General features: G+C 74.2%; 26 protein-coding genes. 8 read left to right on the top strand and 18 right to left on the bottom strand.

All coding sequences use genetic code 11. The annotated features are described in order from the left end of the window. Positions 1-20: 20 nt before the first annotated feature. Both AC3RJ8_RS06140 and AC3RJ8_RS06135 read right to left on the bottom strand, forming a co-directional pair. The gene (locus AC3RJ8_RS06140; protein ID WP_489715027.1) at positions 21-305 is read right to left on the bottom strand and encodes a hypothetical protein; all 285 of its coding nucleotides are present in this window, start codon (positions 303-305) and stop codon (positions 21-23) included. Positions 306-361: 56 nt separating this feature from the next. Next, complete coding sequence (locus tag AC3RJ8_RS06135; protein WP_489715026.1) at positions 362-1,126, bottom strand: DUF3995 domain-containing protein; 765 nt, start codon at positions 1,124-1,126, stop codon at positions 362-364. A 59-nt stretch (positions 1,127-1,185) separates the two neighbouring features. Here AC3RJ8_RS06135 and AC3RJ8_RS06130 point away from each other — a divergent pair, with 59 nt between their 5' ends. Next, positions 1,186-1,776: a TetR/AcrR family transcriptional regulator gene (locus AC3RJ8_RS06130; protein ID WP_489715025.1), complete on the top strand. Its 591-nt coding sequence runs from the start codon at positions 1,186-1,188 to the stop codon at positions 1,774-1,776. Here the strand turns inward: AC3RJ8_RS06130 and mutM are convergent. From mutM to AC3RJ8_RS06080, 10 genes are all read right to left on the bottom strand, one after another. After that, a complete protein-coding gene (gene mutM / locus AC3RJ8_RS06125; protein WP_489715024.1) occupies positions 1,730-2,659 on the bottom strand; it encodes a bifunctional DNA-formamidopyrimidine glycosylase/DNA-(apurinic or apyrimidinic site) lyase in 930 nt (309 codons plus the stop codon). The genes AC3RJ8_RS06130 and mutM overlap by 47 nt on opposite strands. Then, entirely contained in the window at positions 2,652-3,395 is a 744-nt protein-coding gene (gene rnc / locus AC3RJ8_RS06120) for a ribonuclease III (RefSeq protein WP_489715023.1), read from the bottom strand. Before rnc ends, mutM begins: the two co-directional genes overlap by 8 nt. 1 nt (position 3,396) lies before the next feature. Further along, positions 3,397-3,591, bottom strand: a complete 195-nt coding sequence (rpmF, locus tag AC3RJ8_RS06115) for a 50S ribosomal protein L32 (RefSeq protein WP_106268541.1) — start codon at positions 3,589-3,591, stop codon at positions 3,397-3,399. 2 nt (positions 3,592-3,593) lie between these two features. Next, positions 3,594-4,145 (bottom strand): YceD family protein, encoded by a 552-nt coding sequence (locus AC3RJ8_RS06110; protein ID WP_489715022.1) that lies wholly within the window; start codon positions 4,143-4,145, stop codon positions 3,594-3,596. A gap of 195 nt (positions 4,146-4,340) precedes the next feature. Beyond that, entirely contained in the window at positions 4,341-4,931 is a 591-nt protein-coding gene (locus tag AC3RJ8_RS06105) for a hypothetical protein (RefSeq protein ID WP_489715021.1), read from the bottom strand. 15 nt (positions 4,932-4,946) lie between these two features. Beyond that, on the bottom strand, positions 4,947-5,438 hold the full coding sequence (gene coaD / locus AC3RJ8_RS06100) for a pantetheine-phosphate adenylyltransferase (protein ID WP_489715020.1): 492 nt from the start codon (positions 5,436-5,438) through the stop codon (positions 4,947-4,949). Between the two features lie 173 nt (positions 5,439-5,611). Continuing rightward, positions 5,612-6,193 carry a 16S rRNA (guanine(966)-N(2))-methyltransferase RsmD gene (gene rsmD, locus AC3RJ8_RS06095; protein ID WP_489715019.1) on the bottom strand — a complete coding sequence of 194 codons (582 nt, stop codon included), beginning with the start codon at positions 6,191-6,193 and terminating at the stop codon, positions 5,612-5,614. Between the two features lie 24 nt (positions 6,194-6,217). After that, complete coding sequence (locus AC3RJ8_RS06090) at positions 6,218-7,114, bottom strand: endonuclease/exonuclease/phosphatase family protein (protein ID WP_489715018.1); 897 nt, start codon at positions 7,112-7,114, stop codon at positions 6,218-6,220. Positions 7,115-7,351: 237 nt separating this feature from the next. Then, positions 7,352-9,607, bottom strand: coding sequence for an ATP-dependent DNA helicase RecG (locus AC3RJ8_RS06085; RefSeq protein ID WP_489715017.1), 2,256 nt, complete (start codon positions 9,605-9,607; stop codon positions 7,352-7,354). Then, on the bottom strand, positions 9,604-11,361 hold the full coding sequence (locus AC3RJ8_RS06080; RefSeq protein ID WP_489715016.1) for a DAK2 domain-containing protein: 1,758 nt from the start codon (positions 11,359-11,361) through the stop codon (positions 9,604-9,606). The genes AC3RJ8_RS06085 and AC3RJ8_RS06080 overlap by 4 nt, the downstream gene beginning before the upstream one ends. A gap of 166 nt (positions 11,362-11,527) precedes the next feature. Between AC3RJ8_RS06080 and rpmB the strand changes: the two genes are divergently transcribed. Beyond that, on the top strand, positions 11,528-11,719 hold the full coding sequence (gene rpmB, locus AC3RJ8_RS06075; protein ID WP_407317240.1) for a 50S ribosomal protein L28: 192 nt from the start codon (positions 11,528-11,530) through the stop codon (positions 11,717-11,719). Positions 11,720-11,870: 151 nt separating this feature from the next. Then, positions 11,871-12,398 (top strand): GNAT family N-acetyltransferase, encoded by a 528-nt coding sequence (locus AC3RJ8_RS06070; protein WP_489715015.1) that lies wholly within the window; start codon positions 11,871-11,873, stop codon positions 12,396-12,398. A 293-nt stretch (positions 12,399-12,691) separates the two neighbouring features. Here AC3RJ8_RS06070 and AC3RJ8_RS06065 read toward each other — a convergent pair whose 3' ends face one another. Continuing rightward, complete coding sequence (locus AC3RJ8_RS06065; protein ID WP_489715014.1) at positions 12,692-13,732, bottom strand: thiamine-phosphate kinase; 1,041 nt, start codon at positions 13,730-13,732, stop codon at positions 12,692-12,694. A 52-nt stretch (positions 13,733-13,784) separates the two neighbouring features. On the opposite strand from AC3RJ8_RS06065, the gene AC3RJ8_RS06060 reads away from it, so the two are divergent. Continuing rightward, positions 13,785-14,252 carry a DUF3515 family protein gene (locus AC3RJ8_RS06060; RefSeq protein ID WP_489715013.1) on the top strand — a complete coding sequence of 156 codons (468 nt, stop codon included), beginning with the start codon at positions 13,785-13,787 and terminating at the stop codon, positions 14,250-14,252. Between the two features lie 6 nt (positions 14,253-14,258). Here the strand turns inward: AC3RJ8_RS06060 and AC3RJ8_RS06055 are convergent, their stop codons facing one another. From AC3RJ8_RS06055 to AC3RJ8_RS06045, 3 genes are all read right to left on the bottom strand, one after another. Then, complete coding sequence (locus tag AC3RJ8_RS06055; protein ID WP_489715012.1) at positions 14,259-14,672, bottom strand: VOC family protein; 414 nt, start codon at positions 14,670-14,672, stop codon at positions 14,259-14,261. A 52-nt stretch (positions 14,673-14,724) separates the two neighbouring features. Further along, on the bottom strand, positions 14,725-15,861 hold the full coding sequence (locus AC3RJ8_RS06050; protein WP_489715011.1) for a D-alanine--D-alanine ligase family protein: 1,137 nt from the start codon (positions 15,859-15,861) through the stop codon (positions 14,725-14,727). 65 nt (positions 15,862-15,926) lie between these two features. Beyond that, the gene (locus AC3RJ8_RS06045) at positions 15,927-17,480 is read right to left on the bottom strand and encodes an AMP-binding protein (protein ID WP_489715010.1); all 1,554 of its coding nucleotides are present in this window, start codon (positions 17,478-17,480) and stop codon (positions 15,927-15,929) included. 151 nt (positions 17,481-17,631) lie between these two features. Here AC3RJ8_RS06045 and AC3RJ8_RS06040 point away from each other — a divergent pair, with 151 nt between their 5' ends. The 3 genes from AC3RJ8_RS06040 (at position 17,632) to AC3RJ8_RS06030 (ending at position 22,034) form a co-directional block, all read left to right on the top strand. Continuing rightward, on the top strand, positions 17,632-18,822 hold the full coding sequence (locus AC3RJ8_RS06040; protein WP_489715009.1) for an acyl-CoA dehydrogenase family protein: 1,191 nt from the start codon (positions 17,632-17,634) through the stop codon (positions 18,820-18,822). 309 nt (positions 18,823-19,131) lie between these two features. Next, a complete protein-coding gene (locus tag AC3RJ8_RS06035; protein WP_489715008.1) occupies positions 19,132-20,547 on the top strand; it encodes an MFS transporter in 1,416 nt (471 codons plus the stop codon). After that, positions 20,544-22,034: a pyridoxal phosphate-dependent decarboxylase family protein gene (locus tag AC3RJ8_RS06030; RefSeq protein WP_489715007.1), complete on the top strand. Its 1,491-nt coding sequence runs from the start codon at positions 20,544-20,546 to the stop codon at positions 22,032-22,034. Before AC3RJ8_RS06035 ends, AC3RJ8_RS06030 begins: the two co-directional genes overlap by 4 nt. Before the next feature lie 25 nt (positions 22,035-22,059). Here AC3RJ8_RS06030 and AC3RJ8_RS06025 read toward each other — a convergent pair whose 3' ends face one another. Further along, positions 22,060-22,875: an ABC transporter permease gene (locus AC3RJ8_RS06025; protein ID WP_489715006.1), complete on the bottom strand. Its 816-nt coding sequence runs from the start codon at positions 22,873-22,875 to the stop codon at positions 22,060-22,062. Next, entirely contained in the window at positions 22,868-23,842 is a 975-nt protein-coding gene (locus AC3RJ8_RS06020; RefSeq protein WP_489715005.1) for an ABC transporter ATP-binding protein, read from the bottom strand. Before AC3RJ8_RS06020 ends, AC3RJ8_RS06025 begins: the two co-directional genes overlap by 8 nt. Positions 23,843-23,926: 84 nt before the next feature. Between AC3RJ8_RS06020 and AC3RJ8_RS06015 the strand changes: the two genes are divergently transcribed. Then, positions 23,927-24,649: a TetR/AcrR family transcriptional regulator gene (locus tag AC3RJ8_RS06015; protein ID WP_489715004.1), complete on the top strand. Its 723-nt coding sequence runs from the start codon at positions 23,927-23,929 to the stop codon at positions 24,647-24,649. Positions 24,650-24,656: the final 7 nt, after the last annotated feature.

Here is a 24,656-nt window from a genome sequence, read left to right as displayed (position 1 = left end):
GGCGGATGCGGCGCGCGGCCTCAGGAGCTGCGCGCGCGCTGGCGCACATGGCGACGTTCCTGGAGGTAGGTGGCCACGATCGTCACGACGAAGAAGAGCCCGACACCCTTGAGCCGGTCGTCGGGCTCGGTGGTCCCCAGCACCACGCCGAGCAGGGCCAGCACGACGGCCACGTAGAGCACGAACCAGGCGAACCGGCGCGGGTCGCCCTCGTCGTGCGCCAGCCAGTAGCGCGTCGTGAGGAACGACGCCGCGACCGGTCCCGCGAACGTCACGACGGAGGTCAGGTCGGCGGCGTCCAGCACGGGTGCTCCTTGTCGGTGGGTCGGTCGGGTGCGTGGCCCGACGACCGAGCCTAGTGCTACGCGCCGAGCGCCAGCGACGCCCCCATGCCCGTCGCCAGCAGGGCGACGGCGGGCGTCCAGCGCCGGTCGTCCGCGCGGGCGAAGCTCGTGTCGCGGACGCGCTTGAGGACGCCGACGTACCGTCCCTCGCCGACGACGCGTGCGACGAGGATCACCAGCGCTACGACGCCGCACCAGGTCCACCACCAGCCGTCGGCCCCGAGAGCGAGCGCGAGGACCACCACCACGTAGGCCGACAGCGCCACGGCGACCGCGAGCGTGGGCAGCGGACCGGGCTCGCCGAGCCGTTCGCGCGAGCCGGCTCGCTGCGGGAGGACGTCCGCGGCGCCCAGGGTGGACCCGGCGGCCCAGGAGGCGTGGAACCCGGCGGCGACCGCCGCCGCCAGAACGGCAAGGCCGATCACGACCCACCAGGCCTGCGCCGGCACCGCGCCGGCCGCCGCGAGCGACAGCAGACCAGCGGCCGTGAACAGCGGCCAGGCCAGGTGCCAGCGGACGATCGCGAAGCACAGCGCCGCCGATGCCAGGCACATGACGCCCATGACGACCGGCGCGGACCCGCCGAGCAGCACGCCGGCTGCCGCCCACCAGGCGATCGAGGTCAGGTGCCACGCACCACGCAGCAGTCCCTCCGCATGCTGACGTGGCAGCCGGACGCGCCAGCCGGACGCGGCGAGGAGCGGCCGCAGGACGAACAGCTCGCCGAGGACGGAGTGCAGCACCCCGACGACGATCAGCAGCACAGCAGCGGTGAGCAGCATCTTTCCTCCATACGGTGGCGTATGGTCACGGTAGCCATACGGTGGCGTATGGTCAAGGGATGGCTTCGCTCTCCGCCTCCGACTGGGTCCGCGCCGCCGCACGCCGGCTCGCCACCGACGGGGTCGACGGCGTGCGCGTCGAACCTCTGGCGGCCGGCCTCGGCGTGTCCAAGGGGAGCTTCTACTGGCACTTCGCGAACCGGGACGCGCTCCTCGAGGCGGTGCTCGACCACTGGCAGCGAGCAGGTGTCGCCGGCGTCATCGCCGCGGTGGAGGACACCGGGACCGACCCCGAGACCCGCCTGCGAGAGCTGCTGCGCCGGTCGTTCGACCATGCCGACCACGGGTTCGACGTCGGCGTCCGCGCGTGGGCCGCCCGGGACGAGCGAGCCCGCACCGCAGCCGGTGCCGTCGACACCGCCCGCACCGACTACCTGACCAGGCTGCTCGACGAGGCCGGTTCACCGGATCCCCACCGTCGGGCAGCCGTCGTCTACCGCACGCTCCTGGGCGAGTACGCCCTGCGGCAGGCCGGAGCACCCGGGCTCGACGAGGCCGCGGTCGCCGCCCTGGTGGGCTGGAGCCTCGGCGCGAGCGAGCCGGCTACCAGCGACCCTGCCGCGGGCGCGGCTGGCACCGCGGGCACGTGAACGAGGACCGGTTCATGAACTCGTCGCGACGCACCGGTGTCCCGCACCGCGGGCACGGCTTCCCCACCTGCCCGTAGACCGCCAACGAGCGGGAGAAGTACCCGGACTCCCCGTTGACGTTGACGTAGAGCGCGTCGAAGCTGGTGCCGCCCTTCCCCAGCGCCGCGGTCATGACCTCGGTGGCGGCGTCCAGGACCCGGCGCACCACCGGGCGCGTCATCGTGTCGGTCGCCCGCGCGAAGTGCACCCGCGCCCGCCACAGCGCCTCGTCGGCGTAGATGTTCCCGACGCCCGAGACCGTCGTCTGGTCCAGCAGCGCGCGCTTGATCCCGGTCCGACGACGGCGCACTCGCTCGACCAGCACGTCCCGGTCGAGCGCGGGGTCGAGCAGGTCGCGGGCGACGTGCGCCACCGGTGCGGGGACCGCGGCCAGCGGCGAGCCGAAACCGCCCGGCCGGCCGGCCGCCGTCGGCGCCAGGTCCGTCACCGCGAGATGACCGAAGGTGCGCTGGTCGACGAAGTCCAGGTACCGCGCACCCGACGGCGCGGACTCCAGGTGGAGGCGCGCGCGCAGGTGCGGGTGCGCCCACTCCCCCGCGACCGACGGGTCACGGACCAGGAGCTGGCCGGACATCCCCAGGTGGGCCAGCATCGCCGCGGACCCCCCGCCCCCGGGGGCCTCCAGCACCAGCCACAGATACTTGCCACGGCGGGCCGCCGCCACCAGCCGCTGCCCGCGGAGCTGGTCCGCAAAGCTCAGGGGTCCGCCGTCGTGCCGCCGCACCGAGTAGTCGCGAAAGACCTCCGCGCTCGTGACCCGGGCGCCCACGACGAGTCGGTCGAGCCCGTCGCGGACGGTCTCGACCTCCGGGAGCTCAGGCACCGGCGGGCTGCTCCTCACCCGTGACAGGCAACGCCACGACCGCCCGGTAGGCCTGCTCCGCGGCGGCCTGCTCGGCGTGCTTCTTCGCGGTGCCGCGCCCCATGCCCACGACGGGGCCGGCGGTCACCTGCGCCTCGAACCGGCGGGCGTGCTCGGGCCCCTCGCCCAGCACGGAGTAAACGGGAGCGTCGAAACCACGCTCGGCGACGGCCTCCTGCAGGGACGTCTTCCAGTCCAGACCCGCCCCGAGGTCCGCTGCGTGGTCCATCGTGGCGTCGACCAGGCGGTGCACCAGGTCGCGCGACACCTCGAGACCGTGAGAGAGGTACGTCGCGCCCAGCAGGGCCTCGACGGTGTCCGACAGGATCGAGTCCTTGTCGAACCCGCGGGTACGCATCTCACCCTTGCCGAGCAGCACGTAGGCGCCCAGGTCGAGGCGGCGGGCGACGGCGGCCAGCGAACGCTGCGAGACCGTGGCGGCTCGCATCTTCGCCAGCTCACCCTCGGACTTGTCCGGGTGACGGCGGTACAGCGCCTCCGTCACGACCAGACCCAGGACGGTGTCGCCGAGGAATTCGAGCCGCTCGTTCGTGGGGATGCCGCCGGCCTCGTGCGCGAACGAACGGTGAGTCAGGGCAAGCACGAGAAGCTCGGGATCCAGACGGACCCCGAGCTTCTCGAGGAGCTCACGCGGCTCCGGCCTCCCGGAAGAAGATGCGGGGCCGGTTGCAGGCATCTCAGCCGGCGTGCTCGGTACGGAGTGCCTCCGCGTACTGACGACCCTTGTACGCGCCGCAGGTCGGGCACGCAGTGTGGGACAGCTTCTGCCCCTTGCAGCTCGGGCACGTGGTGAGGGTCGCCGCGGTGGTCTTCCACTGCGAACGACGCGCACGGGTGTTGCTGCGCGACATCTTGCGCTTCGGAACAGCCACGGTCAGCTCTCTTTCGTCTCGTCGGACACGCTCGACTCCTCGAGCATGGTCTGCAGCGCCGCCCAGCGAGGGTCGACGACGTCATGGTGGTGCTCGGGGTCGTCCTCAAGCCGCGCTCCGCACTCGGAGCACAGGCCAGGGCAGTCCTGCCGGCACAGCGGTTGAAATGGTAGTGCAGTCACGAGCGAATCCCGAACCACGGGTTCGATGTCCGCCAGGTCGTCGGTCAGCTCGGGCTCGTCGTCGGCCTCGTCGTCGCCCGACTCGTCGGCCGCCTGGGCGCGCTCCGGGTACACGAACAGCTCCTGGACGCGCACCGTCACCTCGTCACGCACCTCGTCGAGGCAGCGGACGCACTCCCCGACGGCGGTCCCGCGGACCACGCCGGACACGAGCACCCCTTCCATCACGGACTCGAGGCGCAGCCCGAGCGTGAGGTCGGCGCCCTCGGGCACACCGATGACCGCCGTGCCCAGGTCGGCAGGTGCGGCGACGACGGTCGCGACCTCCCGCATGGTGCCGGGACGTCGCGACAGCTCGTGCGTGTCGAGCACGAGCGGCGAACGCTTGTCGGTCGTGATGAGGCTCTCCTGTGGGTGGGTGCGCCGGAGGCGCGGCAAGGCACCGTGTCGGCACATCGGCGAACGGGGTGCGGGATGACCGGTCCGAGCGGACCAGCGCCCAAGTCTACGCGATCGCGAGGCCTCGGCCAACGGGCCGCCGGCGTGACCTGCGCAACGGTCGCACGCTCACGCGCTGCGCTCGGCACCGCGGCCGGCACCACGCTGGGCACGCTCGGCGCCGCGGGACCCCTCCTGGGGCCACTCCGGGTCGTCGACCGCGTCCCACCGGACCCGCGGCGTGCCCGTGCCCAGCCGCTCGGCGAGCTTGGCACGGCCCGCCTGGACCTGGGCGCCCAGCGTTTCCAGGTCCGCCTCGAAGTCCGCCAGCCGGCTGTCGCAGTACTCGTCGGCGTCGGTGCGCAGCCTCTCGGCCTGCCGCTCCGCCTCGGCGACGATCTCGGCGGCGCGCGACTCGGCCTGGACGACGACCTGCTCCGACTGCACGAGCTCGATGGCGCGGGCGCGTGCCGTCGCCAGCACCTCCTCGGCCTGCCGGTGGGCGCCCGCGAGCGTCCGCTCGGCCTCCGCGAGGACGTCGTCGGCACGCGCCACCTGAGTGGGCAGCGAGTCGCGCAGCTCCTCGACGAGCCCGAGCGCCTGATCGCGGTCGATCTTGACGTTGGTCGACAGCGGCGACGTCCGCGCGTTCTCGACGAGCGCCGCCAGGTCGTCGATGATCTCCAGCAGCCCGGCGGTGGGGTTCTGTGTCTCGGTCATGTGGTGCTCCTCACCTCACGCGCGGTGCGCGACGGCGGCGCGCACCGCCTCGGCCGCACCGGGCGGCACGAGGTCCTCGATCGGCCCGCCGTGACGGGCGATGTCCTTGACCAGCGACGACGCCACGTGGGCGTAGCGCTGCTCGGCCGGCAGAAAGACGGTCTCCACGCCGCTCAGGTGTCTGTTCATCAGGGCCATGGGCTGCTCCCCGTCGAAGTCCGCCCCGCCGCGCAGCCCCTTGACGACGGCGGAGGCGCCCACCTGCCGGCAGAAGTCCACCAGCAGGCCCGGGACCTCCTCGACCCGCACGGACGCCAGGTCGGCGTCCTCGGCGAGGGCGCCGCGGACCAGATCGACCCGCTCCTGCGGCGTCAGCAGGGCGGACTTGGAGGCGTTGCGGGCGACACCGACCACGACGCCGTCGAACAGCCGTGCGGCCCGCCGCACGACGTCGAGGTGGCCCAGCGTGATGGGGTCGAAGGACCCGGGACAGACAGCGATGCTCACGCCCCGACGCTAGCGCGCCCCCGGCCGGATCGTGCCGAGGCGCCCCGGAGTGGTCGGCACGTCGTCTGCCGTGGCTGTCAGGATCTGGCCGTCGGGCCTGGCCGTCGGGACCTCGCCGTCGGGACCTCGCCGTCGGGACCTCGCCGTCGGGACCTCGCCGTCGGGACCGGCGGTCAGGACCCGGCGGGCTCCGCGTAGTGCACGGCGGTGTCGCCGTAGGTCTTGGTCGTGACCGGGTCGAGCCCGTCGGGCCAGTCCGGGGCGCCGCTGCGTCGCGCTCGTTCGACGACCACGACGGCGTCCGCGGCGAGGACCCCGGGCTCTGCCAGGTTCGCGAGCAGGTCCGCCAACGCCGTCGCCGGCAGGTCGTACGGCGGGTCGACGAGGACCAGGTCGAGCGCCTCTCCCCCGGGCGTCCCGTCCGCCGCGAGGCGGGCCACGTACCGCTCGGCCGGTTCCGCGAGGACGCGCACCGTGCCCTCCAGCCCGAGCGTCGCCACGTTGCGCCGGGCGATCTCGGCCGCCTTGCGCGCCGACTCCACGAGCGTGACGGCCGCCGCGCCACGACTGGCGGCCTCGATGCCGAGCGCTCCGGACCCGGCGAACAGGTCGAGCACGCGACCGCCGTCGATCACGCCGTCATGCTCCAGCCGGGAGAACAGGGCTTCGCGGACACGTTCGCTGGTGGGTCGGGTGCCCGACGGCGGCACCACGAGGGTGCGCCCGCCGACGGTCCCGGCGACGATCCTGGTCATGGCGTCGAGCGTAGCCGCCGTCGCTCAGCCCGGTGGCAGGCGGACGTCCGCGACGACGGGCACGTGGTCGCTGCCCGTGCGCCCGAGGGTGGCGACCCGCGTGACCTCGGCGCCCCGGGCCAGCACGTGGTCGATGCGCACGACGGGCAAGGGCGCCGGGAACGTTGCCCCGAGGACCGCGCGTGGCGTCGTCAGGTGGGCCAGCACGGGGCCGAGCGCCCGGTCGTCGAGGGTCGCGTTGAGGTCTCCGCCGACGACGACGGCGCTCGCGTCGTCGTCGGCGAGCACGTCACCCAGGATGCCGAGGGCGTGGTCCCGCGCCTCGGACTCGAACCCGCTCGGACCGAGCCGCACCGAGGGGGCGTGCACGGCGTACACCCGCGGGTCCGCCCCGCCGGGGACGTCCACGACGACGCGCATGCCGCGGTCCCACGAGGCGTCGGCGCCCGGCGGACGCAGGTCCACGGGTTCGGGCCCGAGCAGCGGGTAGCGGGACCACACGCCGACGGTGCCGCGGACCTCCCGGTAGGGCAGGGCCCCGCCGAGGGCCTGCGTGAGCGCCCGGTCGAGCGGCGCGGTGACCTCGACCAGCGTCACGACGTCCGGGTCCGCCTCGAGCAGCACGGCTGCCGTCCGTCCGGGGTCGCTGTTGGTGTCCGCCACGTTGTGCTGGACCACGACGAGGTCCGGCCCGGGCGCCGAGGCGGGGGCCGGCAGCGGCCAGAAGAGCCACAGCCACGCCCCGGCCGAGAAGAGGACGGCGAGGGCCCCACCAGCGGCACGCCGCAGCACCGCGACGACGCCCAGCGCCAGCAGCACGAGACCGCTCCAGGGCAGGAAGGTCTCGACCAGGCTGCCGAGGCCCGCGGCGTCCGGGAGCAGGTCGTGCAGGACGAGCAGCCACCCGGTCGCCAGTGCCACCGCGGCCAGGGCCACGTCGCCCCGGCGGCCCGGTCGGCCGGGCGGCTCGGGGCTCCCGGGCCGCTTCCCCGGGCGGGCACGGTCGTGTCGCCGGTCCGGTCGTCGCGCGCCCTGCCGTCGAGGGGCGGGCGTTCGGCGCCGGGGCCGAGGGCCGCGCCGGGGCCGAGGGCCGGGCGACGCGACGGTGTTCACGCCCCGACCGTAGCCAGTGCCCGCGACAGGGGCCCGCCGCCACGCTCAGGCCCGTTCGAGGAACTCCTCCTGCTCGGCGTCGAGCTGGGCGGCGATGGCCTCGGCGAGCACCGGGTGCGCAACGAGGCCGGGGTCGCCGGCGACGGTCGCGGTGGCCTCGGTCCGCGCCTCGGCGATGAGGTCGGCGTCCTTGACCACGCGCAGCAGCCGCAGCGAGCTCGACCGGCCGGACTGGGCGGCACCCAGCACGTCGCCCTCCGACCGCAGCTCGAGGTCGAGCGTCGCCAGCTCGAACCCGTCGGTCGTGCCCGCGAGCGCCTCCACCCGTGCGGCCGCCGGCGTGCCGGGCTGGGCGTTCGACACCAGCAGGCACAGACCCGGGTCGCCGCCGCGGCCGATGCGGCCACGCAGCTGGTGGAGCTGGGAGATGCCGAAGCGGTCGGCGTCGAACACGACCATGACGGTGGCCTCCGGGACGTCCACCCCGACCTCGACCACCGTGGTCGACACGAGCACCGGCGCCTCGCCCGAGGCGAAGCGTGCCATGGCGGCGTCCTTCTCCGCCGGCGGGAGCTGCCCGTGCAGCACCCCGACCTCGACGCCGTCGAGCCGCGGCGTCGAACGCAGCATGTCCGCGACCTCGAGCACCGCCCGCAGGGGCGGCCCGTCCGACCCCTCGCCCCCGGCCGGCTCGAGCAGGTCGGCGATCTCGTCGGGCTCGGGCGCGCCCTGCGTGCTCGCGACGCCCGCTGGCGCGTCGTCGTCCGGATGGATCCGGGGGCACACCACGTAGGCGCGGCGGCCCGCGTCGACCTCCTCGCGGACCTTCTCCCACATGCGCTCGTTCCACCGCGCGTTGGCGGCGGGGACGACGTGGGAGGTGATGCCCGCGCGACCCGACGGCAGCTCGGTGAGCGTCGACGTCTCCAGGTCGCCGAACACGGTCATCGCCACCGTGCGCGGGATCGGGGTGGCAGTCATGACCAGCAGGTGCGGGGCGACGCGCCCCTTGGCCCGCAGCGCGTCACGCTGCTCGACCCCGAACCGGTGCTGCTCGTCGACCACGACGAGGCCGAGGTCGGCGAACTGGACCTGGTCGCCGAGCAGCGCGTGGGTGCCGACGACGATGCCCGCCTCCCCGCCGGCGGCCTGCAGGAGGGCCTCCTTGCGGGCGGCCGCCCCCAGGGAACCGGTGAGCAGGGCCACCCGGGTGCCGTTCGCGGCTCCGCCGAGGAGCCCACCCTCGGCGAGCGGGCCGAGCATGGTGCGCAGCGTGCGAGCGTGCTGGGCAGCGAGCACCTCGGTCGGGGCGAGCAGCGCGGCCTGCCCACCGGCGTCGACCACCTGGAGCATGGCGCGCAGGGCGACCACCGTCTTGCCGGACCCGACCTCCCCCTGCAGCAACCGTTGCATCGGCCGGGGGCGGGCGAGCTCGTCGGCGATCTGCTCACCGACGCGTCGCTGTCCCTCGGTGAGGGTGAACGGCAGCGCGGCGTCGAAGTCCTCCAGCACCCCGCCGGCGCCGGCTTCCCGCGGCGGACGCGCCGTGGCCTCCTCGGACGCGGTCCGGGCACGGCGTTGCGCGAGGGCGGCCTGGAGGACGAAGGCCTCCTCGAACCGCAGCCGGCGGCGGCCCTGTCGCCAGTGCTCGGCGGAGTCCGGCACGTGCACGGCGCGCAGGGCGTCCAGCCGGGTGGCCAGCCCGAGGCGGGCACGAACCTCGACCGGGAGCGGGTCGACCACGTCGTCCTCGGTCAACGGGTCCAGGACGGTGCGCACGGCCCGCTGGATGCGCCAGGTCGGCACCGAGGCCGACGCCGGGTAGATCGGGATGGGTCGTGACGCCTCGACCATCGCTTCCTCGTCGTCGTCGGCGTCGACCCCCACCAGCACGTAGTCCGGGTGCGTGAGCTGACGGGTGCCCCGGTACTCCGAGACGACCCCCGTGAAGAGTCCGGAGCGGCCGGGACGGAGCTTGTCCTCGTGGGGGCGCAGGGCTCCGGCCCGCTTGGCGAAGAACGTCAGGCTCAGCTCGTGTCGACCGTCGGTGACGGTGGCCTGCAGCAGCGCCCCGCCGCGGCTGCGCATCGGGCGCACCGTGGCCCGGGCGACGCGCGCCATGACGGTCACGTGCTCGCCGAGCTGCAGGCGGTCCATGTCGGTCAGGCGACCCGGGTCGCCGTAGCGTCGCGGGTAGTGCCGCAGCAGGTCGTCGACGGTCTCCAGGCCCAGCTTCGCGAGGGGCCCCGCGGCACGCTTGCCGAGCGTGGTGGCGAGCGGCTCGGCCAGCCGGGCGGTCACCACGCTTCTCCGCTGAGCGCCCCGATCGCCGTCTCGTCGCCGGGATCGTCCAGCGGTTCGACGCCGATACCCACCTGTCCGCCGACCCGGCCGGTGGGCAGGACGACGACGTCGGCACCGGCGGCGACGGTCGTCGCCTGCGCCACGAGCGCGTCCACGGCGTCGGCCGGCACGTCCAGGTCCGGCAGCAGGGCGACGATCCCCGGGGTGGCGGCGAGGTCCGTGGTCAGGCGGCCGAGCTCGCCGACCGCCTCCCCCGCCGGCACACGGGCCGCGCGCAGCCTGGTGAGCGCCTCGCGGACGACCCCGGGGACGTCGGCCCCCGCCGGGCCGGCCGCGTCCACCGCGCCCGCGAGCGCCGAGACCGCCGTGACCAGGTGCACGTCCTCCTGCGCGGGGACGACCACGACGTCCGGGGGCTCGACGGCGTCCTCGGCCACGCCGTCGCGTCCGGCGAGCCCGGCGATCACGTCGCGCAGGCCCGTCCCGTCGAGCACGGAGGACGGGGCCAGGACGAGCACATGGGGGGTGCCCGCACCCAGCGCGCTGTGGGCCAGGTCCTCCACGGTGGGTGGGACGTCCAGGTCGAGCAGGACGACCGCCCCGCCGGACGCGAGCTCGACCGCGAGCGCCGGGGCCGACGTCGAGGCCACCACGGCCCAGTCGGTCGGCGGCACCGCCAGGTGGCGCACGTGGACGCGCGAGACCGCGCCGCGGCCGGACCACCGCCGCGTCACCTCGAGCGCCGCGTCGAGGTCCTGGGTGTGCACGTGCGCCTGCCAGAGCGACTCCACGTCCTCCCCCGACGCGTCCCCCGCACCTCCGCCGACGACGACGACGGAGTTGCCCACCTCGTCGAGGTCGGCCCGCAGGGCGTCGGCCACCGCGCCCGGCCGGAACCCCGCGGCGTCGGCCGCGCGGTGCAGCACGAACATGAGCTCCAGCTCGTCGCTCGGAACGCCGGCGTGCTCGTGGTCGTGCGTGGGCGGGCCCGTCCGCAGGCCGGCGGAGTCACCGTCCGCGGAGTCGTCGGCGGTGTCGGCGGCCGGCGTGTAGCCGCGCAGGTCGAGGTCGAGCAGCACGGGTCCGATCGTGCCGTCCGCCTCCGACACGGGCGCGCTCGTCGCGTGCCGCTGGGCCTCGGCGAGCGACGTGAGCACGAGCAGCAGCCCGCAGGCCCCGGCATCGAGCACACCGGCGGCCCGCAAGGGCGCGAGCGTGCCGACGCTGCGCAGCGCGGCCTCGCGGGCACCTCGGCGGGCGGCCTCGAGGACCGTGAGCCGCGCGGGAGCGCCGAGGGGGCCGACCATGCCACCGGCCTCAGCGTGCCGGGCCGCGGCCGCGGCCGAGTCCGCCGCCGTGAGGATGGTGCCGGCCGCCGGGTGCGCGACCGCCTGGCGCGCCGACCGCGCGGCGACGTCGAGCCCGACCGCGAGGCTGTCGCGACGGCTGGCTGCGAGGGCCAGGCCCCGCAGCCACTCGCTGAGGATCACCCCCGAGTTGCCGCGTGCCTGGAGCAGCGCCGCCCGGGCGCCAAGCCGCAGCAGGCGTGCCCCGCCCGCGCCGGCGTCGGCGTCGTGGATCGCGGCGCCCGCCTCCCGCACGGTGAGGTACATGTTGGTGCCGGTGTCGCCGTCGGCCACGGGGAAGACGTTGACGCCGTCCAGCTCCGCGCGCGCGGCGGCCAGGGCGTCGGTGGCGACACGGGCCCACGCACGGACGACGGAGGCGTCGAGGAGCTCGGGCTGATCCACTGCACCACCGTAGCGGTGACGCACCCGACGCCGGCGCTGTTGAGGCGGACCCCGCTCATCGGCTATCCTCGTGTGGTTGCCCGGAGTTCCGGGCGCCCCCAGACCATCAAGAACCTCACGTCCTGCTGCCGTGGCACGGGACGTGCACGACGATTCAGGAGAAACCGTGGCTGCCAACTGCGACGTCTGCGGCAAGGGCCCGGGCTTCGGGCACAGCGTCTCGCACTCCCACATCCGGACCAAGCGGCGCTGGAACCCGAACATCCAGCGCGTGCGTGCCGTCGTCGCGGGCACCCCCAAGCGCGTGAACGTGTGCACCTCGTGCCTCAAGGCCGGCAAGGTCCAGCGCAAGGCCTGATCCTGCGCCCTGTGGCGCACGACTGACGAACGCCCGTCGGGTTCTCCCGGCGGGCGTCTTGTCGTGCCCGCCACCCGGAGGAAGCAAAGTGTTCGTGAAGCGTTCACCAATACCTCTGGTCGATCCGTCGTGGACGTGGCAGGCTGACAGCATGATGGTCGAGACCGACAACGACGTGGTGATCCGGTCGGCGACGACGGACGACGCCGCCACGATCGCGCAGGTGCACGTCACGTCCTGGCGTGGCGCCTACTCCCACGTGCTGCCCGCGTCGTACCTCGACACGTTGGACGTCGGCGAGCGGACCGAGCGCTGGGAGAAGATCCTCACGGCCGGACGCGGCACGACGATCGTGGCCGAGGCTGACGGTCGCACCCTCGGGTTCGCCAGCTACGGTCCGTCCCGTGACGAGGACGCCGACGACGGCTGCCTGGAGCTCTACGCCATCTACCTCGACCCCGAGGCGTGGGGCCGCGGTGTCGCCCGCGATCTCATGCGCACCGTGCTCGCCGACGTCCCGCCGACCGTCCGCATGACGCTGTGGGTGCTGAACGAGAACGGCCGCGCGCACCACTTCTACCGGCGCCACGGGTTCCAGCCCGACGGTATCGAGCGCATCGAGGACTACGACGACGTCCCGGTGACGGAGGTCCGCTTCACCCGCGCGCCCGAGCGCTGACCCGGAGCGAGCCTGCGAGTGCAGGGGCAGCGCGACCGCAAGCCCGAGCGCTGACCCGGAGCGAGCCTGCGAGTGCAGGGGCAGCGCGACCGCAAGCCCGAGCGCTGACCCGGAGCGAGCCTGCGAGTGCAGGGGCAGCGCGACCGCAAGCCCGAGCGCTGACCCGGAGCGAGCCTGCGAGTGCAGGGGCAGCGCGACCGCAAGCCCGAGCGCTGACCCCCGCCTCGTTGTGGGTATGAATTATCCCGCCGCGGACTGTCCGCGGCGGGATATCTCATACCCACAGCAACGGATCAGGGCCGGAAGTGGTCCCAGCCCGGTGGGACGTCGGGCTCGTCGCCATCCAGCAGAACGCGCGCACCGCTCTCTCCTGCCGCCGTGACCTCACCGATCAGCCGGAACCCCGGGGGCAGGCCCCGCTCGGCCACCTGCGGACCGAATGTCGCCAGGAGGCCGTGGTCCTCTCCCCCGGACAGCACCCAGCCGTGCGGCCGCTGCGCGCCGGCCGGGTCGTCGGTCGCGACCGCGAGCTCGACCGCGGCGGGCACCAGGGCGGTGACGTCGCGGGACAGCAGCCCGCTGGACAGGTCGACGGTCACGTCGCTGGCCCGCGCGAGCCGACCGGCGTCCCGCAGGAGCCCGTCCGAGACGTCCAGCATGGCGGTGGCGCCGGCCTCGACGGCCGCGGGGCCGGCCGTGAGCGGGGACTCCGGTCGCAGGTAGGCGGCGACGTACGGCGCGAGAGCCCCGGGAGCTCCTGGCGCGCCGTCGGCGGGCGAGGCAGCTCCCGCCCTCAGCAGGTCGAGGCCCGCCGCCGACGCCCCCAGCACTCCGGCGTGCGCGACGACGTCGCCGGGCCGCGCCCCGGAGCGCAGGGCCGGAGCACGGCCCTGCAGGTCGCCGTGCACGGTCACGGCCGCGACGACCGCGTCGCCCCCGGACAGGTCCCCGCCGACGACGACGGCCCCGACCGGCGTCGTCGCGTCGGCCAGGCCACGGGCGAACCCGGTGACCCAGTCGACGGGCAGGTCGTCCGGCACGACGAGAGAGACCACCAGGGAGGTGGGCCTCGCGCCCATCGCGGCGATGTCCGCGAGGTTCTGCACGGCGGCACGGTGCCCGACGTCGTATCCCGTCGACCAGTCCCGCCGGAAGTGCCGGCCCTCGACGAGCACGTCGGTGGAGACGACGACGCGCCCGTCGTCGGCGCGCACGACCGCGGCGTCGTCACCGGGCCCGACGTCGACCCCGGCACCGGTCGGCAGGAGCGGGAAGATGCGGGCGAGGAGCTCGGACTCGTCGAGATCGCACACGCGCAGGGTGGGGTCGGTCACGGACCGAACCCTAACCGGCCGGACGCCACAGCCGGGCGGGTAGCGTGGGCCTGTGCCCCTTCGTCGACTCCGCGCGGTGCTCTGCCTGCCTGCCGTCGCCCTGCTGGCCGCCTGCACCCCGATGATCGGAGTCGAGGCCGGCGAGGACGCGACGGACCCGGACTGCGCCCCGGTCATGCTCGCCCTGCCGGACGTCGTCGCCGGAGACCTGGAACGGGCCGACACGAACGCCCAGGCGACCGCCGCGTGGGGCGAGCCGGGCGCCGCGGTGACGTTGCGCTGCGGGGTCGCGCCGCCCGGTCCGTCGGCGGACTGCCAGCGCATCGAGTCGGGCGACGGCACCGTGGACTGGATCGTGGCCAGCGGGGACGACGGCACCTGGCGCTTCACGACCTACGGGCGCGAGCCGGCCGTGGAGGTGACCGTGCCGCCTGCGGTCACGCAGGACCACTCGACGTCGTTCATCGCCGACCTGGCACGGGCCGTCGAGCTGGTGCCCGCCACCCAGGAGTGCACCTGACCTGGCTCAGGGCACGACGAGGTCGCCGACGGGCCCCGGCGCGTACGCGACCTCCCAGAGGAACCCGTCCGGGTCGGTGAAGTAGCCGGAGTACCCGCCCCACTCCCGCTGGACGGCGTCGCCGATCGTGGGCGCCCCGGCTCGCCGGGCGTCCTGCAGCACCGCGTCCACCTCGTCGGGCGAACCGACGTTGTGCGCCAGCAGCGCTGGCGGCGTCCCTCCCCTGGTGACGGGACCGATCTCCTCGAGAGCCGCTGCCTCGTCCCACAGGGAGAGCACGAGGTGCGGGCCCACCTGGAACATGAGCACGTCCCCGGGGACGTCCACGAAGCTCTCCCACCCGAGACCGTCGAGGTAGAAGCGACGGGTCGCGGTCAGGTCGGTGACGACGAGGGTGACGAGGCTGATTCTCTGGTCCATGCCGGCACGGTGTCACCCGGAACCGACACGGTCGCCACGACGCGCGACGGGGTCAGCGCAGTCCGGTGGGCCGCTCGAGGGCCAGCTGGATCAGCTCGTCCACCAGCTCGGGGTAGCTCATGCCGGTGGCCTGCCACATCCGCGGGTACATGGAGAACGGCGTGAACCCGGGCATCGTGTTGATCTCGTTGACGACGACCCGGTCGTCCGGGGTGACGAAGACGTCGACCCGCGACAACCCCTCGGCCTCGACGGCGTCGAAGGTGCGCACGGCGAGCTCGCGGATCTCGTCGACGACGGCGTCCGGGAGCTTCGCAGGGCAGTCGAGCTGCACGTGGGCCTCGTCGAGGTACTTGGCCTCGAAGTCGTAGAACGCGTGGGTGCCGTCGACCACGATCTCACCGGGCAGCGATGCCCGGGCGGGCGCTCCGCCGCGGCCACCGAGCACCGCGCACTCGATCTCGCGGCCGTCGATACCGGCCTCGACGACGACCTTGGGGTCGTGCTCTCGGGCGGCCTCGATCGCGGCCGGGAGATCGGCGGGGTCGTCGACCCGGGTGATGCCCAGGGACGATCCGGCGCGGGCGGGCTTGACGAACACCGGCATGCCGAGCTGTTCGATGCGCGCGATGCACGCCGCGGGGTCCCCCACCCACTGGCGGGGGGTCACCACCTCGTAGGGGCCGACGGGCAGCCCGTGGCCGGCCAGCACGAGCTTCATGAAGTGCTTGTCCATGCCCACGGCGGAGGCCAGGACGCCGGCGCCGACGTAGCGCACGTCGGCGAGCTCGAGCAGGCCCTGGACGGTGCCGTCCTCGCCGAACGGCCCGTGCAGGAGCGGGAACACGACGTCGACCTCACCGAGGAGGCTCGGCACCTGACCCGGTTCCAGCACGCGCAGCGTGCTCTCGCCGGAGGTGAGGGACAGCACGACCTCGGCACCGTCGTCGGCGGTCACCTCGGGAAGCGTGCCGTCGCTGATCTGCCACCGCTCGGCCCGGTCCTCGGCGACGACCCAGCGACCGGCACGGGTGATGCCGACCGGGACGACGTCGTACCGGTCCCGGTCGATCGCACCGAGCACGCCCGCCGCGGTGGCCGCGGAGATGGCGTGCTCGCCGGAACGCCCGCCGAACAGCAGGGCGACGCGCGGCTTGCGCGCGGGGACGGGAGGCTGCGTCTCGGACATCGGCCCGACCCTACCGGACCTCCGCCCTGCTCGGACCACCGATTCCCGTCCCCGCGCGGGCCGGCTCACGCGGCCTTGAGGTCCTTGCGCAGGATCTTGCCCGCGGCGGACTTCGGGATCGCGTGCGTGAACTCCACGATCCGGATCTTCTTGTACGGGGCGACCTCGGCGGCCACGTACTCCATGACGTCCTCGGCGGACATCTCGGCGCCCTCGGTGAGCACGACGAACGCCTTGGGGAGCTCCTCGCCCGCCCCGTCCGGCACCCCCACCACGGCGGCGTCGGCGATCTGCGGGTGGGCGATGAGCAGCGCTTCGAGCTCGGCCGGTGGCACCTGGTAGCCCTTGTACTTGATGAGCTCCTTGAGCCGGTCGACCACGTGGAAGACGCCGTCGGCGTCGACCGTGACGATGTCGCCCGTGCGCAGGAACCCGTCGGCGGTGATCGTGTCCCGGGTCTCCTGCTCGTTGCCGAGGTAGCCGACCATGACGTTCGGCCCGGCGCAGAGCAGCTCGCCGGGAGCGCTCGTCCCCTGCGCCGGCTGCTCGATCTCCTCGCCGGTGGCCGGGTCCACGATCTTGGCCTGCATGTTCGCCACGAGCAGGCCGATGGACCCGGGCGAGATGTCGGCGCGGCCCGTCGGGATGGCGTGCGAGATCGGCGACAGCTCGCTCATGCCGTAGCCCTGCCCGACGTGTGCGCCCGGCATCCGCTGCGCGACGGCGGCGGCGAGCTGGGCGTCGAACGGGGCGGCACCCGAGTTGAGCAACCGCACGCTGGTCAGGTCGGCCTCCAGGGCGAGCGGGTGCTTGGCCAGCGCCAGCGCGATCGGCGGCGCGACGAAGAGCGCCGTGGCCCGGTGCTTCTCGATGATGCCGAGGTACTCCGGCAGGTCGAACCGCGGCATGGTGACCAGTGCCGACCGCTGGTACAGGGCACCGTTCATGAGGGCCGTGACCCCGTAGATGTGGAAGAACGGCAGCACGGCGGGGATCACGTCGTCGTGGGTGAGCGGGATGTACGGCTCGGCCTGCAGCACGTTGGCGACCAGGTTGCGGTGCGTGAGCATCACCCCCTTGGGCAGGCCGGTGGTGCCGGAGGAGTACGGCAGCACGGCGAGGTGGGTGGCCGGGTCGAACGAGACCTCGAGTGCGGGTGCACCGGCGGCGAGGAGGTCGCGCAGGCTCGGATGACCGTCGGCACCGTCGAGCACGACGACGTCGTCGTCCCCGAGTCCCGCGGCGCGGGCGCCGTCGACCGCCTGCGCGAGCAGCGGCGAGACCGTGACGATCGCCTTCGCCCCGGAGGCGACGATCTGCTTGCCCACCTCCGGGCCGGAGGCGAGCGCATTGATCGTGGTGACGGTGACGCCGGCGCGCAGCAGACCGTGGAAGACGCTGACGAAGGCGGGGACGTTGGGGCTGTGCAGGGCGACCACGTCGCCCACGCCGTATCCGCGTGCGGCGACCGCACCGGCGATCGCGTCGACCTGTGCCCGCAGCGAGCCGTAGCTGGTGACGGTGCCGGTGGGGCCGTCGATCACGGCGGGCCGTTCGAGGTCCGCGCTCTCCAGGGAGGCGAACAGGAAGTCGTACAGGCTGACGTCAGGAATCTCCACGTCTGCCTGGGGGCTGCGGATGACCAACGCTGGCTCCTCTCGTCGGTGCGGTCGTCGTCGACCGCGCTGGGGCGCCAGCCTAGCGGACAAGACCGACCGGACGGTATGCCGCACTCGAGCCTTCCTGCCGCCCGGGTGGTTCAATCGACGCATGCCTGCCGTTGCCGCCTCTTCCGCCGACCGTCGACTCCTGCCCGACGACCTGCTGGCCACCGTCCGTGGACGCGCCGCGATCCACGACCGGGAGAACACGTTCTTCACCGACGACCTCGCCGACCTGCGCGCCGCCGGGTACCTCGCCGCCCTGGTCCCGACGTCGCTGGGCGGGGCAGGACTGACGCTGCGCGAGCTGTGCCACGAGCAGGCCCGCCTGGCGGGCGCCGCTCCCGCCACCGCGCTGGCCGTCAACATGCATCACGTCTGGACCGGCGTCGGCCGCTACCTGCACGAGCGCGGCGACGACACCCTCGACTGGCTGCTCGCCGAGGCGGCCGCCGGCGAGGTCTTCGGCTTCGGCTACTCCGAGGCGGGCAACGACCTGGTGCTGCTGGGCTCGCGCACCGAGGCCCGGCCCGACGGCGAGGGCGGCTACACGTTCCACGGCCGCAAGATCTTCACCTCCAACTCCCCCGGCTGGACCCGGCTGGGCGTCATGGGCCTGGACAGCACCACCGACCCCGACGACCCGCGGATCGTGCACGCGTTCATCACCCGCGACGGTGGCGGGTTCCAGATCCTCGACGACTGGGACACGCTCGGCATGCGGGCGTCGCAGTCGTGCACCACCGTGCTCGACGGCGCCCACGCCCCGGCCGACCGCGTCATGCGCCGGATCGCGCCGGGGCCGAGCGTCGACCCCTACGTCCTCGGCATCTTCACCAGTTTCGAGATCCTGCTCGCCTCGGTCTACGCCGGGATCGCGGACCGGGCCCTCGATCTCGCCGTCGAGACGGTGGGCCGACGCACGTCGATGAAGACCGGCAAGACGTACTCCCAGGACCCGGACATCCGACGGCGGATCGCCGCCGCGGCCCTCGCCCAGGACGGCATCTGGCCACAGATCGACCAGATCGCCGGGACGCTCGACGCGGAGGTCGGCGAGCGGGAGGACCACGGCGCCGGGTGGTTCCGCGCGACGTCCGGGCTCAAGGTCCGCGCCACGGAGACGGCCCGCTCCGTGGTGGACGAGGCGATCCGTTGCTCCGGCGGGTCGACCTACTTCAACCGCTCCGAGCTCGGCCGGCTGTACCGCGACGTCCTGGCGGGGATCTTCCATCCGAGCGACGACGAGTCGGCCCACGCACAGGTGGCCCAGTCCCTCCTCGGGCCCGTCCAGGACTGACGATCGCGCAACGCCCGCAGCTGTCAGAACCTGGTGGGGACAGACCGCCACCACGCTCTGACAACTCTGGGAGCCCGGGAGCTGTCAGGACCAGGACGGCCTCGACGCGGACCAGGTTCTGACAACTCTCAGAGGGTGGCGCTGGCCGGTACGAGCAGTCGCCGCAGACCGTCGCGGCGAGGACGTCCGGGTTCCGTCGTCTCCGTGCCGGACCTCACGACCGCGGCCGCAGAGGAAACGACCTCCGGGCCCTGACCGGCACCGACAGGCGGTGACGGAGATCACGCGCGGGTCTCGTAGGATCCCCGCATGACTCTCAGCCGGGGCACCGTCGCCCGCTACGCCGTCGGGTCGGTCGGGACCGGCGGGTTCGCGACCCTGCCGGGGCTGGTGCTCGTCTACTACCTGACCGACACCCTCGGGGTGGCGGCCCTCGTGGCGGGGCTCATCGTGACGCTCGCCAAGGTGTGGGACGTGTTGATCGACCCGGTGATCGGCGCGGTCAGCGATCGTGACCGGGCGCGCCACGGCTCGCGGCGCCGGCTCATGGCGGCGGGCGGGCTGCTCCTGCCCGTCTTCTTCGTGCTGACCTTCGCCGTGCCGGCCTCGTGGGGACCGGGGGCGGGCGCCGCGTGGGTGCTGCTGGCGTTCCTGTGCGCCGCGACCGCGTTCTCGCTGTTCCAGGTCCCCTACATCGCCCTGCCGGCCGAGCTCACCGACGACTACGACGAACGCACCCGGCTGCTCACCGCGCGGGTGGTGGTCCTGACCGTCGCGATTCTGGCGTTCGGCGGCGGCGCCCCCGCGCTGCGCTCTCTGGTCCCCGACGAGCACGCGGGCTACCTGCTCATGGCGGCCGTGGCGGGTCTCGTGCTCGGCGTCTCGCTGCTGGTCGCCGCCGGCGTGCAGCACGGTGCCCGACGGCGACGCGCCCCGGCGCGTCCTTCGCGCGACGCGTCCGCGAGCGCCGCACCCCCGCCCGCCCCGCCGGGCACGTGGCAGCGTGTGGGCGCCGCCTACCGCGACGGCGCGACCCTGCTGCGGACCAGCGCGCCGTTCAGGATGCTGCTGACCACCTTCGTCCTGCAGGCGCTCGCGACGGGCACGATGCTCGCCGGCGCGCAGTACGTCGCGCGCTGGGTGCTCGGCGACGAGGCCGCCGTGACGTACCTGTTCGCTGCTCTCGTGGGCCCGGCGGTGGTGTTCGCCCCGGTCTGGGGAGCGGTCGCCCACCGGGTCGGCAAGGAGCGTGCGTTCCGGCTGGCGTCGGCCGTCTTCACGGTCGCCGCGCTCGGGCTGCTGGGCCTGGCCTGGTCCCCCGGGGCGTGGGTGTATGCCGTGGTCGGTCTGGCAGGAGCGGCGTACGCGGGGCTGCAGTCCCTGCCGCTGGCCATGCTTCCCGACGTCGTCTCGCACGACGCCCGCACCCGCGGGCCGGGTCGTGCCGGCACCTTCTCGGGCGTGTGGACCGCCGGCGAGACGACGGGCTTCGCGCTCGGCGCGACCGTGCTCTCGGTGACCCTCGCGGCGACCGGCTACGTGGAGTCGCGGGCGGGTGCCGCCGTGGTGCAGCCGGACGGGGCGGTGCTCGGGATCGTGCTGGCGTTCTCGGTCCTTCCGGCCGCGCTGGTCGCGCTGAGCCTGGTCACCCTGCGCCGCTACCCCCTGCGCAAGAACGATGTCGACGCCGCGCGACCCGCGGCCACCCACGAGGAGCTCGCATGAAGTTCGCCGTATCCCCCGACGACGTCCTGGACCGCCTCGCGGCTCTGCGCGAGCGGGACGCCCCGACGCACGGTGGGCACGTGCTCAGCTACGTCTACGACTCCGGCGAGCCGGAGCTGGACGAGGTGGCGGCCGCAGCGATCCGTGCCATGCAACCGGTCAACGGCCTCGACCCGACGACGTTCGGCTCGGTCGCCGCACTGGAGCGCGACCTCGTGGCGTTCACCCGTGACCTGCTCGGCGGGACCGAGGAGGTCGACGGCGAGCCGGTCGTGGGCAGTGTCACCTCCGGCGGCACCGAGAGCTGCCTGCTCGCGGTCAAGACGGCGCGGGACGTCTGGCTGGCGGCGCACGGGGCGCGGCCGGGCGCGGCCCGGCCCCGCCTGGTGGCGCCGGTGACCGTGCACGCCGCGTTCCACAAGGCCGCGCACTACTTCGGCCTGGAGCTGGACCTCGTGCCCGTGCTCCCGGGCGGAGCGGTCGCCGCGGCCGACGTCGCGGCCCGCCTGGAGGAGCCCGGGGACGTCGCGCTGGTGGTCGTCTCGGCCCCCTCCTACCCGCACGCCGCGCTCGACCCCGTCGCCGACGTCGCGCAGATCACCGCGGCCCACGGCGTGCCGTTGCACGTGGACGCCTGCATCGGCGGCATGGCGCTGCCGTTCTGGCCCGGGCTGCCCGCCTGGGACCTGCGCGTGCCGGGCGTGACGAGCCTGAGCGTGGACCTGCACAAGTACGGCTACGCCCCCAAGGGGGTCTCGGTGCTGCTGCACCGTGGCCGTGACCGGCAGCGCCACCAGTACTTCGCCACCACCCGCTGGCCCGGCTACCCGGTGGTCAACCCGAGCCTGCTCGGCTCACGGTCGGGCGGTCCGCTCGCCGCCGCGTGGGCGATCACCCAGGTGCTGGGGCGTGAAGGCTTCGCGACGCTCGCCGAGCGCGCCCACCGGGCGACCGTGGCCCTGCGCGACGCCGTCGCCACGATCGAGGGTCTGCGGGTCGTCGGCGACCCCGTCGGCCCGCTGCTGGCGGTCGCGGGTGACGACGCGGTGGACGCCGACCGGCACGTGGACCCGCACCGGTGGGCCGACGCGGCCACGGCCCGCGGATGGGTGCTGCAGGCGCAGCCCGCGCACGTCCAGCCGGACGGCACCCGGCTGCCGCACACGACGCACCTGACCGTCACGCCCGTGACGGAGTCGGTGCTGGGCGAGCTGGTTCCCGCCCTCGTCGCCGCGGCCGACGAGGTGCGCGGGGCGTCTCGCCCGGACGCCGCTGACCTCCTGACGGGGATGCCGGACGCGGACCTGGACTCCGGCGCCGCGGCCGCCCTGCTGGGCACGCTCGGGCTCGACGGCTCACGCATCGGTGACGACGGACCGGGCGTCGGCGCCATGGCCCCGTTGCTCGCCGCCCTCGAGGTGCTGCCCGCACCCGTCGCCGAACGCCTGCTCACCGAGCTGCTCGCGCGGCTCGTGGAGCCTCGCTGACAGAGGGGTCCGGCGGGCTGCCGGGTCAGTCCCGCCGCACCAGCGCGCGCAGGCTGAGCAGGACACCCAGCACGCACCACGCGGCGAGCACGACGACGTCGCGGACCTCGGCGCCGTACACCTCGGAGGCGAGCCCGGCGCGCAGCAGGTCGCCCGCGGGCTGGACGGGCAGCCACTCGTGCACCGCCTGGAACCAGCCCGGCAGCTGCGTGGCCGGGAACGTCAGCGGCGAGAACAGCATGACGAAGAACACCAGCACCTGGCTGACCAGCTGGGCGAGCATCGGCGCCATCGTCACGGCGACGGCGTAGCCGACCGACGTCGCCGTGACGGTGACGAGGACGGCCCCCACCAGCAGCACGGGCCAGTCCAGGGACAGTGCGAGGTCGAACCGCAGCTCGCCGACGAGCACGGCGACCACGACGCTGGGCAGCGCGACGACGAGCCACACCGTCAGGTCGGCGAGCAGGAGCACCAGGCGGGGAACGGGCAGGGTGCGCAGGAACACGAACGTCCCGTCCGTGCGGGCTCGTGCGACGCCCTGGGGGACGATCACGAGCCCCACGACCATCAGCAGCACGGTCGGCGCACCGGTGGACAGGTAGAGCGCGGTCGCCGGGTCGATGTCCGGGATGACGAGCCCGAACCCGATGATGATCCCGGCGGCGAGCACGGCCTGCACGACGACCACCAGTGGCAGGACGCTGCCGACCTGGGCGACGTCCCACCGCACCATCGAGCGGTAGGCGGACCACGGGCCGACCGCCACCCGGGCGGGTTCCCGCTCAGGCACGGAGTCGGTCACGGCCTCGGGCCGGTGGGCGGAGATCCGGTCAGCCACGGCTCATCACCTCGGTCTGCGGGGTGGCGGCGGACGTCGTCAGGGCGAGGTAGGCGTCCTCGAGCGTCGCGGGGCCGAGCGTGTAGCCGTCCACGCGCCCGGTGGCACGCAGGGAGCCGGCCCACCCGACCGCCGTCGACGCCTCCTCCGCGGGGACGACCAGCAGCACCCGACGGCCCGCGCGGACCCGCTGGCGCACCGGAACCGGGACGTCGCCCGCCGTGGGGTCCGCGCCGTCCGCCGGCAGGGACAGCTCGAGCCGCAGCCCGTCGTCGACGACGGTGGTGAGGTGCGCCGTCGAACCGGCCGCCAGGACGCTGCCGCGGTCCAGGACGACCAGCTCGTCGACCACCTTCTCCGCCTCCAGGACGTTGTGCGTCACGAGCAGGACGCCGACACCCCGCTCGGCGAGCCGGCGCACCGCGTCCCACAGCAGGCGACGCCGCGCGGCGTCCACGTCGTTGGTGGGCTCGTCGAGCACGACCAGCGGTGCGGGGGACGCCACGGTCATGGCGAACCCCGTGAGACGACGGACGCCGCCGGACAGGCCGCGCCCCTCCGGCAGTGCGCGCTGATCGATCCACTCGGTGATATCGAGCTCGGCGGCCAGCCGCTCGGCGGCCCGCCGGGCCTGGCGACGGGGCAGGCCGCGCAGGCGTCCGGCGAGCTCGATCGCCACCCGTGGCGTCAGTCCGTCGAGCGGCACCTGTCCCTGGGCCTGCAGCGCCACGAGCCGGCGGGCCGCTGCGGGGTGGGCGACGGCGTCGACCCCGGCGACGTGGATCTGCCCGGCGTCGGGCCGGAGCAGGCCGACGATCTGCGAGACGAGCGTCGTCTTGCCCGCGCCGTTGTGCCCCAGGAGGCCGACCACCTCCCCCGCCCGGACCCGGACACTGATCGCCGCGTTCGCCGTGACCGCGCCGAAACGCTTGGTCACGCCGTCGACGACGAGGACGTCGTCGGCCATGGGAGCCTCCTCAGATACTTTTGGTATGCAGATACTCAGAGTATCCACATACCGCCGGTCTTGGCGAGAGCTAGGCTGAGATCCATGGCCGACCAGCTGATGAGGAGGGCGGAGCGTCAGCGACAGACGCGGGACGCCCTCGTGCAGACCGCGCGCGCCGTCTTCGCCCGCGACGGCTACCACGCCGCCCGGCTCGACGTCATCGCCCGCGAGGCCGGCTACTCCAAGGGCGCGGTCTACTCGAACTTCGACAGCAAGGCCGACCTCTTCCTCGCCGTCATCGACGTCAACCTCGAGATCGCCACCCCCGGCGGGTGGGACCCCTTCGAGCCGGCCGGCGGGGCCTCGCACGCCGACGACGACGCCTGCGAGGAACGGCCCACCGGCCGGTCCGGCGACCCCGACCTCGACGAGCTCGTCCGCGGGTTCGCTCTCGCCACGCTCGAGTTCATCGCGAGCGCCGCCCGCGACGACGAGCTCAGAGCCCGGATGGCGACGCAGATGGAGGCGATGATCCGTCTCAACGACCCCGTCGCGGAACACGCCGACCCCGACGACGAGCTCACCACCGCCGACCGCGCCGCCCTGCTCACCGCGTTCGAGCAGGGTGCTGCGCTGCTCAGCCTCGGCGGGGTCGGGCGGATCGACCAACGGCTCCTGAGGATCGGGTTCCGCCGACTGGTCGACCCGCGCCGCGCCGTGCGCGAGCGCGTCGACGACGCCCCCGGCGCGTCCGGCCTGCACCGCCAGGAGTACCGTGCCGACGTGCTCCGCAGCATCCAGGACGACGACCCCTCCCCCGGGTGACCGCACG

The organism is Isoptericola sp. MSGPD8_1_ISO-PGPR-S23-394, assembly GCF_058072785.1.
The sequence above is the reverse complement of the archived record's forward strand: the minus strand, read 5'-3'. Positions and strand labels throughout refer to the sequence as shown.

Bases quoted from the DNA above. Each gene is read 5' to 3' on its own strand.
- AC3RJ8_RS06135 (WP_489715026.1), bottom strand. From the start codon at position 1,126: ATGCTGCTCACCGCTGCTGTGCTGCTGATCGTCGTCGGGGTGCTGCAC.
- AC3RJ8_RS06130 (WP_489715025.1), top strand. From the start codon at position 1,186: ATGGCTTCGCTCTCCGCCTCCGACTGGGTCCGCGCCGCCGCACGCCGG.
- rnc (WP_489715023.1), bottom strand. From the start codon at position 3,395: ATGCCTGCAACCGGCCCCGCATCTTCTTCCGGGAGGCCGGAGCCGCGT.
- AC3RJ8_RS06105 (WP_489715021.1), bottom strand. From the start codon at position 4,931: ATGACCGAGACACAGAACCCCACCGCCGGGCTGCTGGAGATCATCGAC.
- rsmD (WP_489715019.1), bottom strand. From the start codon at position 6,193: ATGACCAGGATCGTCGCCGGGACCGTCGGCGGGCGCACCCTCGTGGTG.
- AC3RJ8_RS06070 (WP_489715015.1), top strand. From the start codon at position 11,871: ATGATGGTCGAGACCGACAACGACGTGGTGATCCGGTCGGCGACGACG.
- AC3RJ8_RS06055 (WP_489715012.1), bottom strand. From the start codon at position 14,672: ATGGACCAGAGAATCAGCCTCGTCACCCTCGTCGTCACCGACCTGACC.
- AC3RJ8_RS06050 (WP_489715011.1), bottom strand. From the start codon at position 15,861: ATGTCCGAGACGCAGCCTCCCGTCCCCGCGCGCAAGCCGCGCGTCGCC.
- AC3RJ8_RS06040 (WP_489715009.1), top strand. From the start codon at position 17,632: ATGCCTGCCGTTGCCGCCTCTTCCGCCGACCGTCGACTCCTGCCCGAC.
- AC3RJ8_RS06035 (WP_489715008.1), top strand. From the start codon at position 19,132: ATGACTCTCAGCCGGGGCACCGTCGCCCGCTACGCCGTCGGGTCGGTC.
- AC3RJ8_RS06030 (WP_489715007.1), top strand. From the start codon at position 20,544: ATGAAGTTCGCCGTATCCCCCGACGACGTCCTGGACCGCCTCGCGGCT.
- AC3RJ8_RS06020 (WP_489715005.1), bottom strand. From the start codon at position 23,842: ATGGCCGACGACGTCCTCGTCGTCGACGGCGTGACCAAGCGTTTCGGC.
- AC3RJ8_RS06015 (WP_489715004.1), top strand. From the start codon at position 23,927: ATGGCCGACCAGCTGATGAGGAGGGCGGAGCGTCAGCGACAGACGCGG.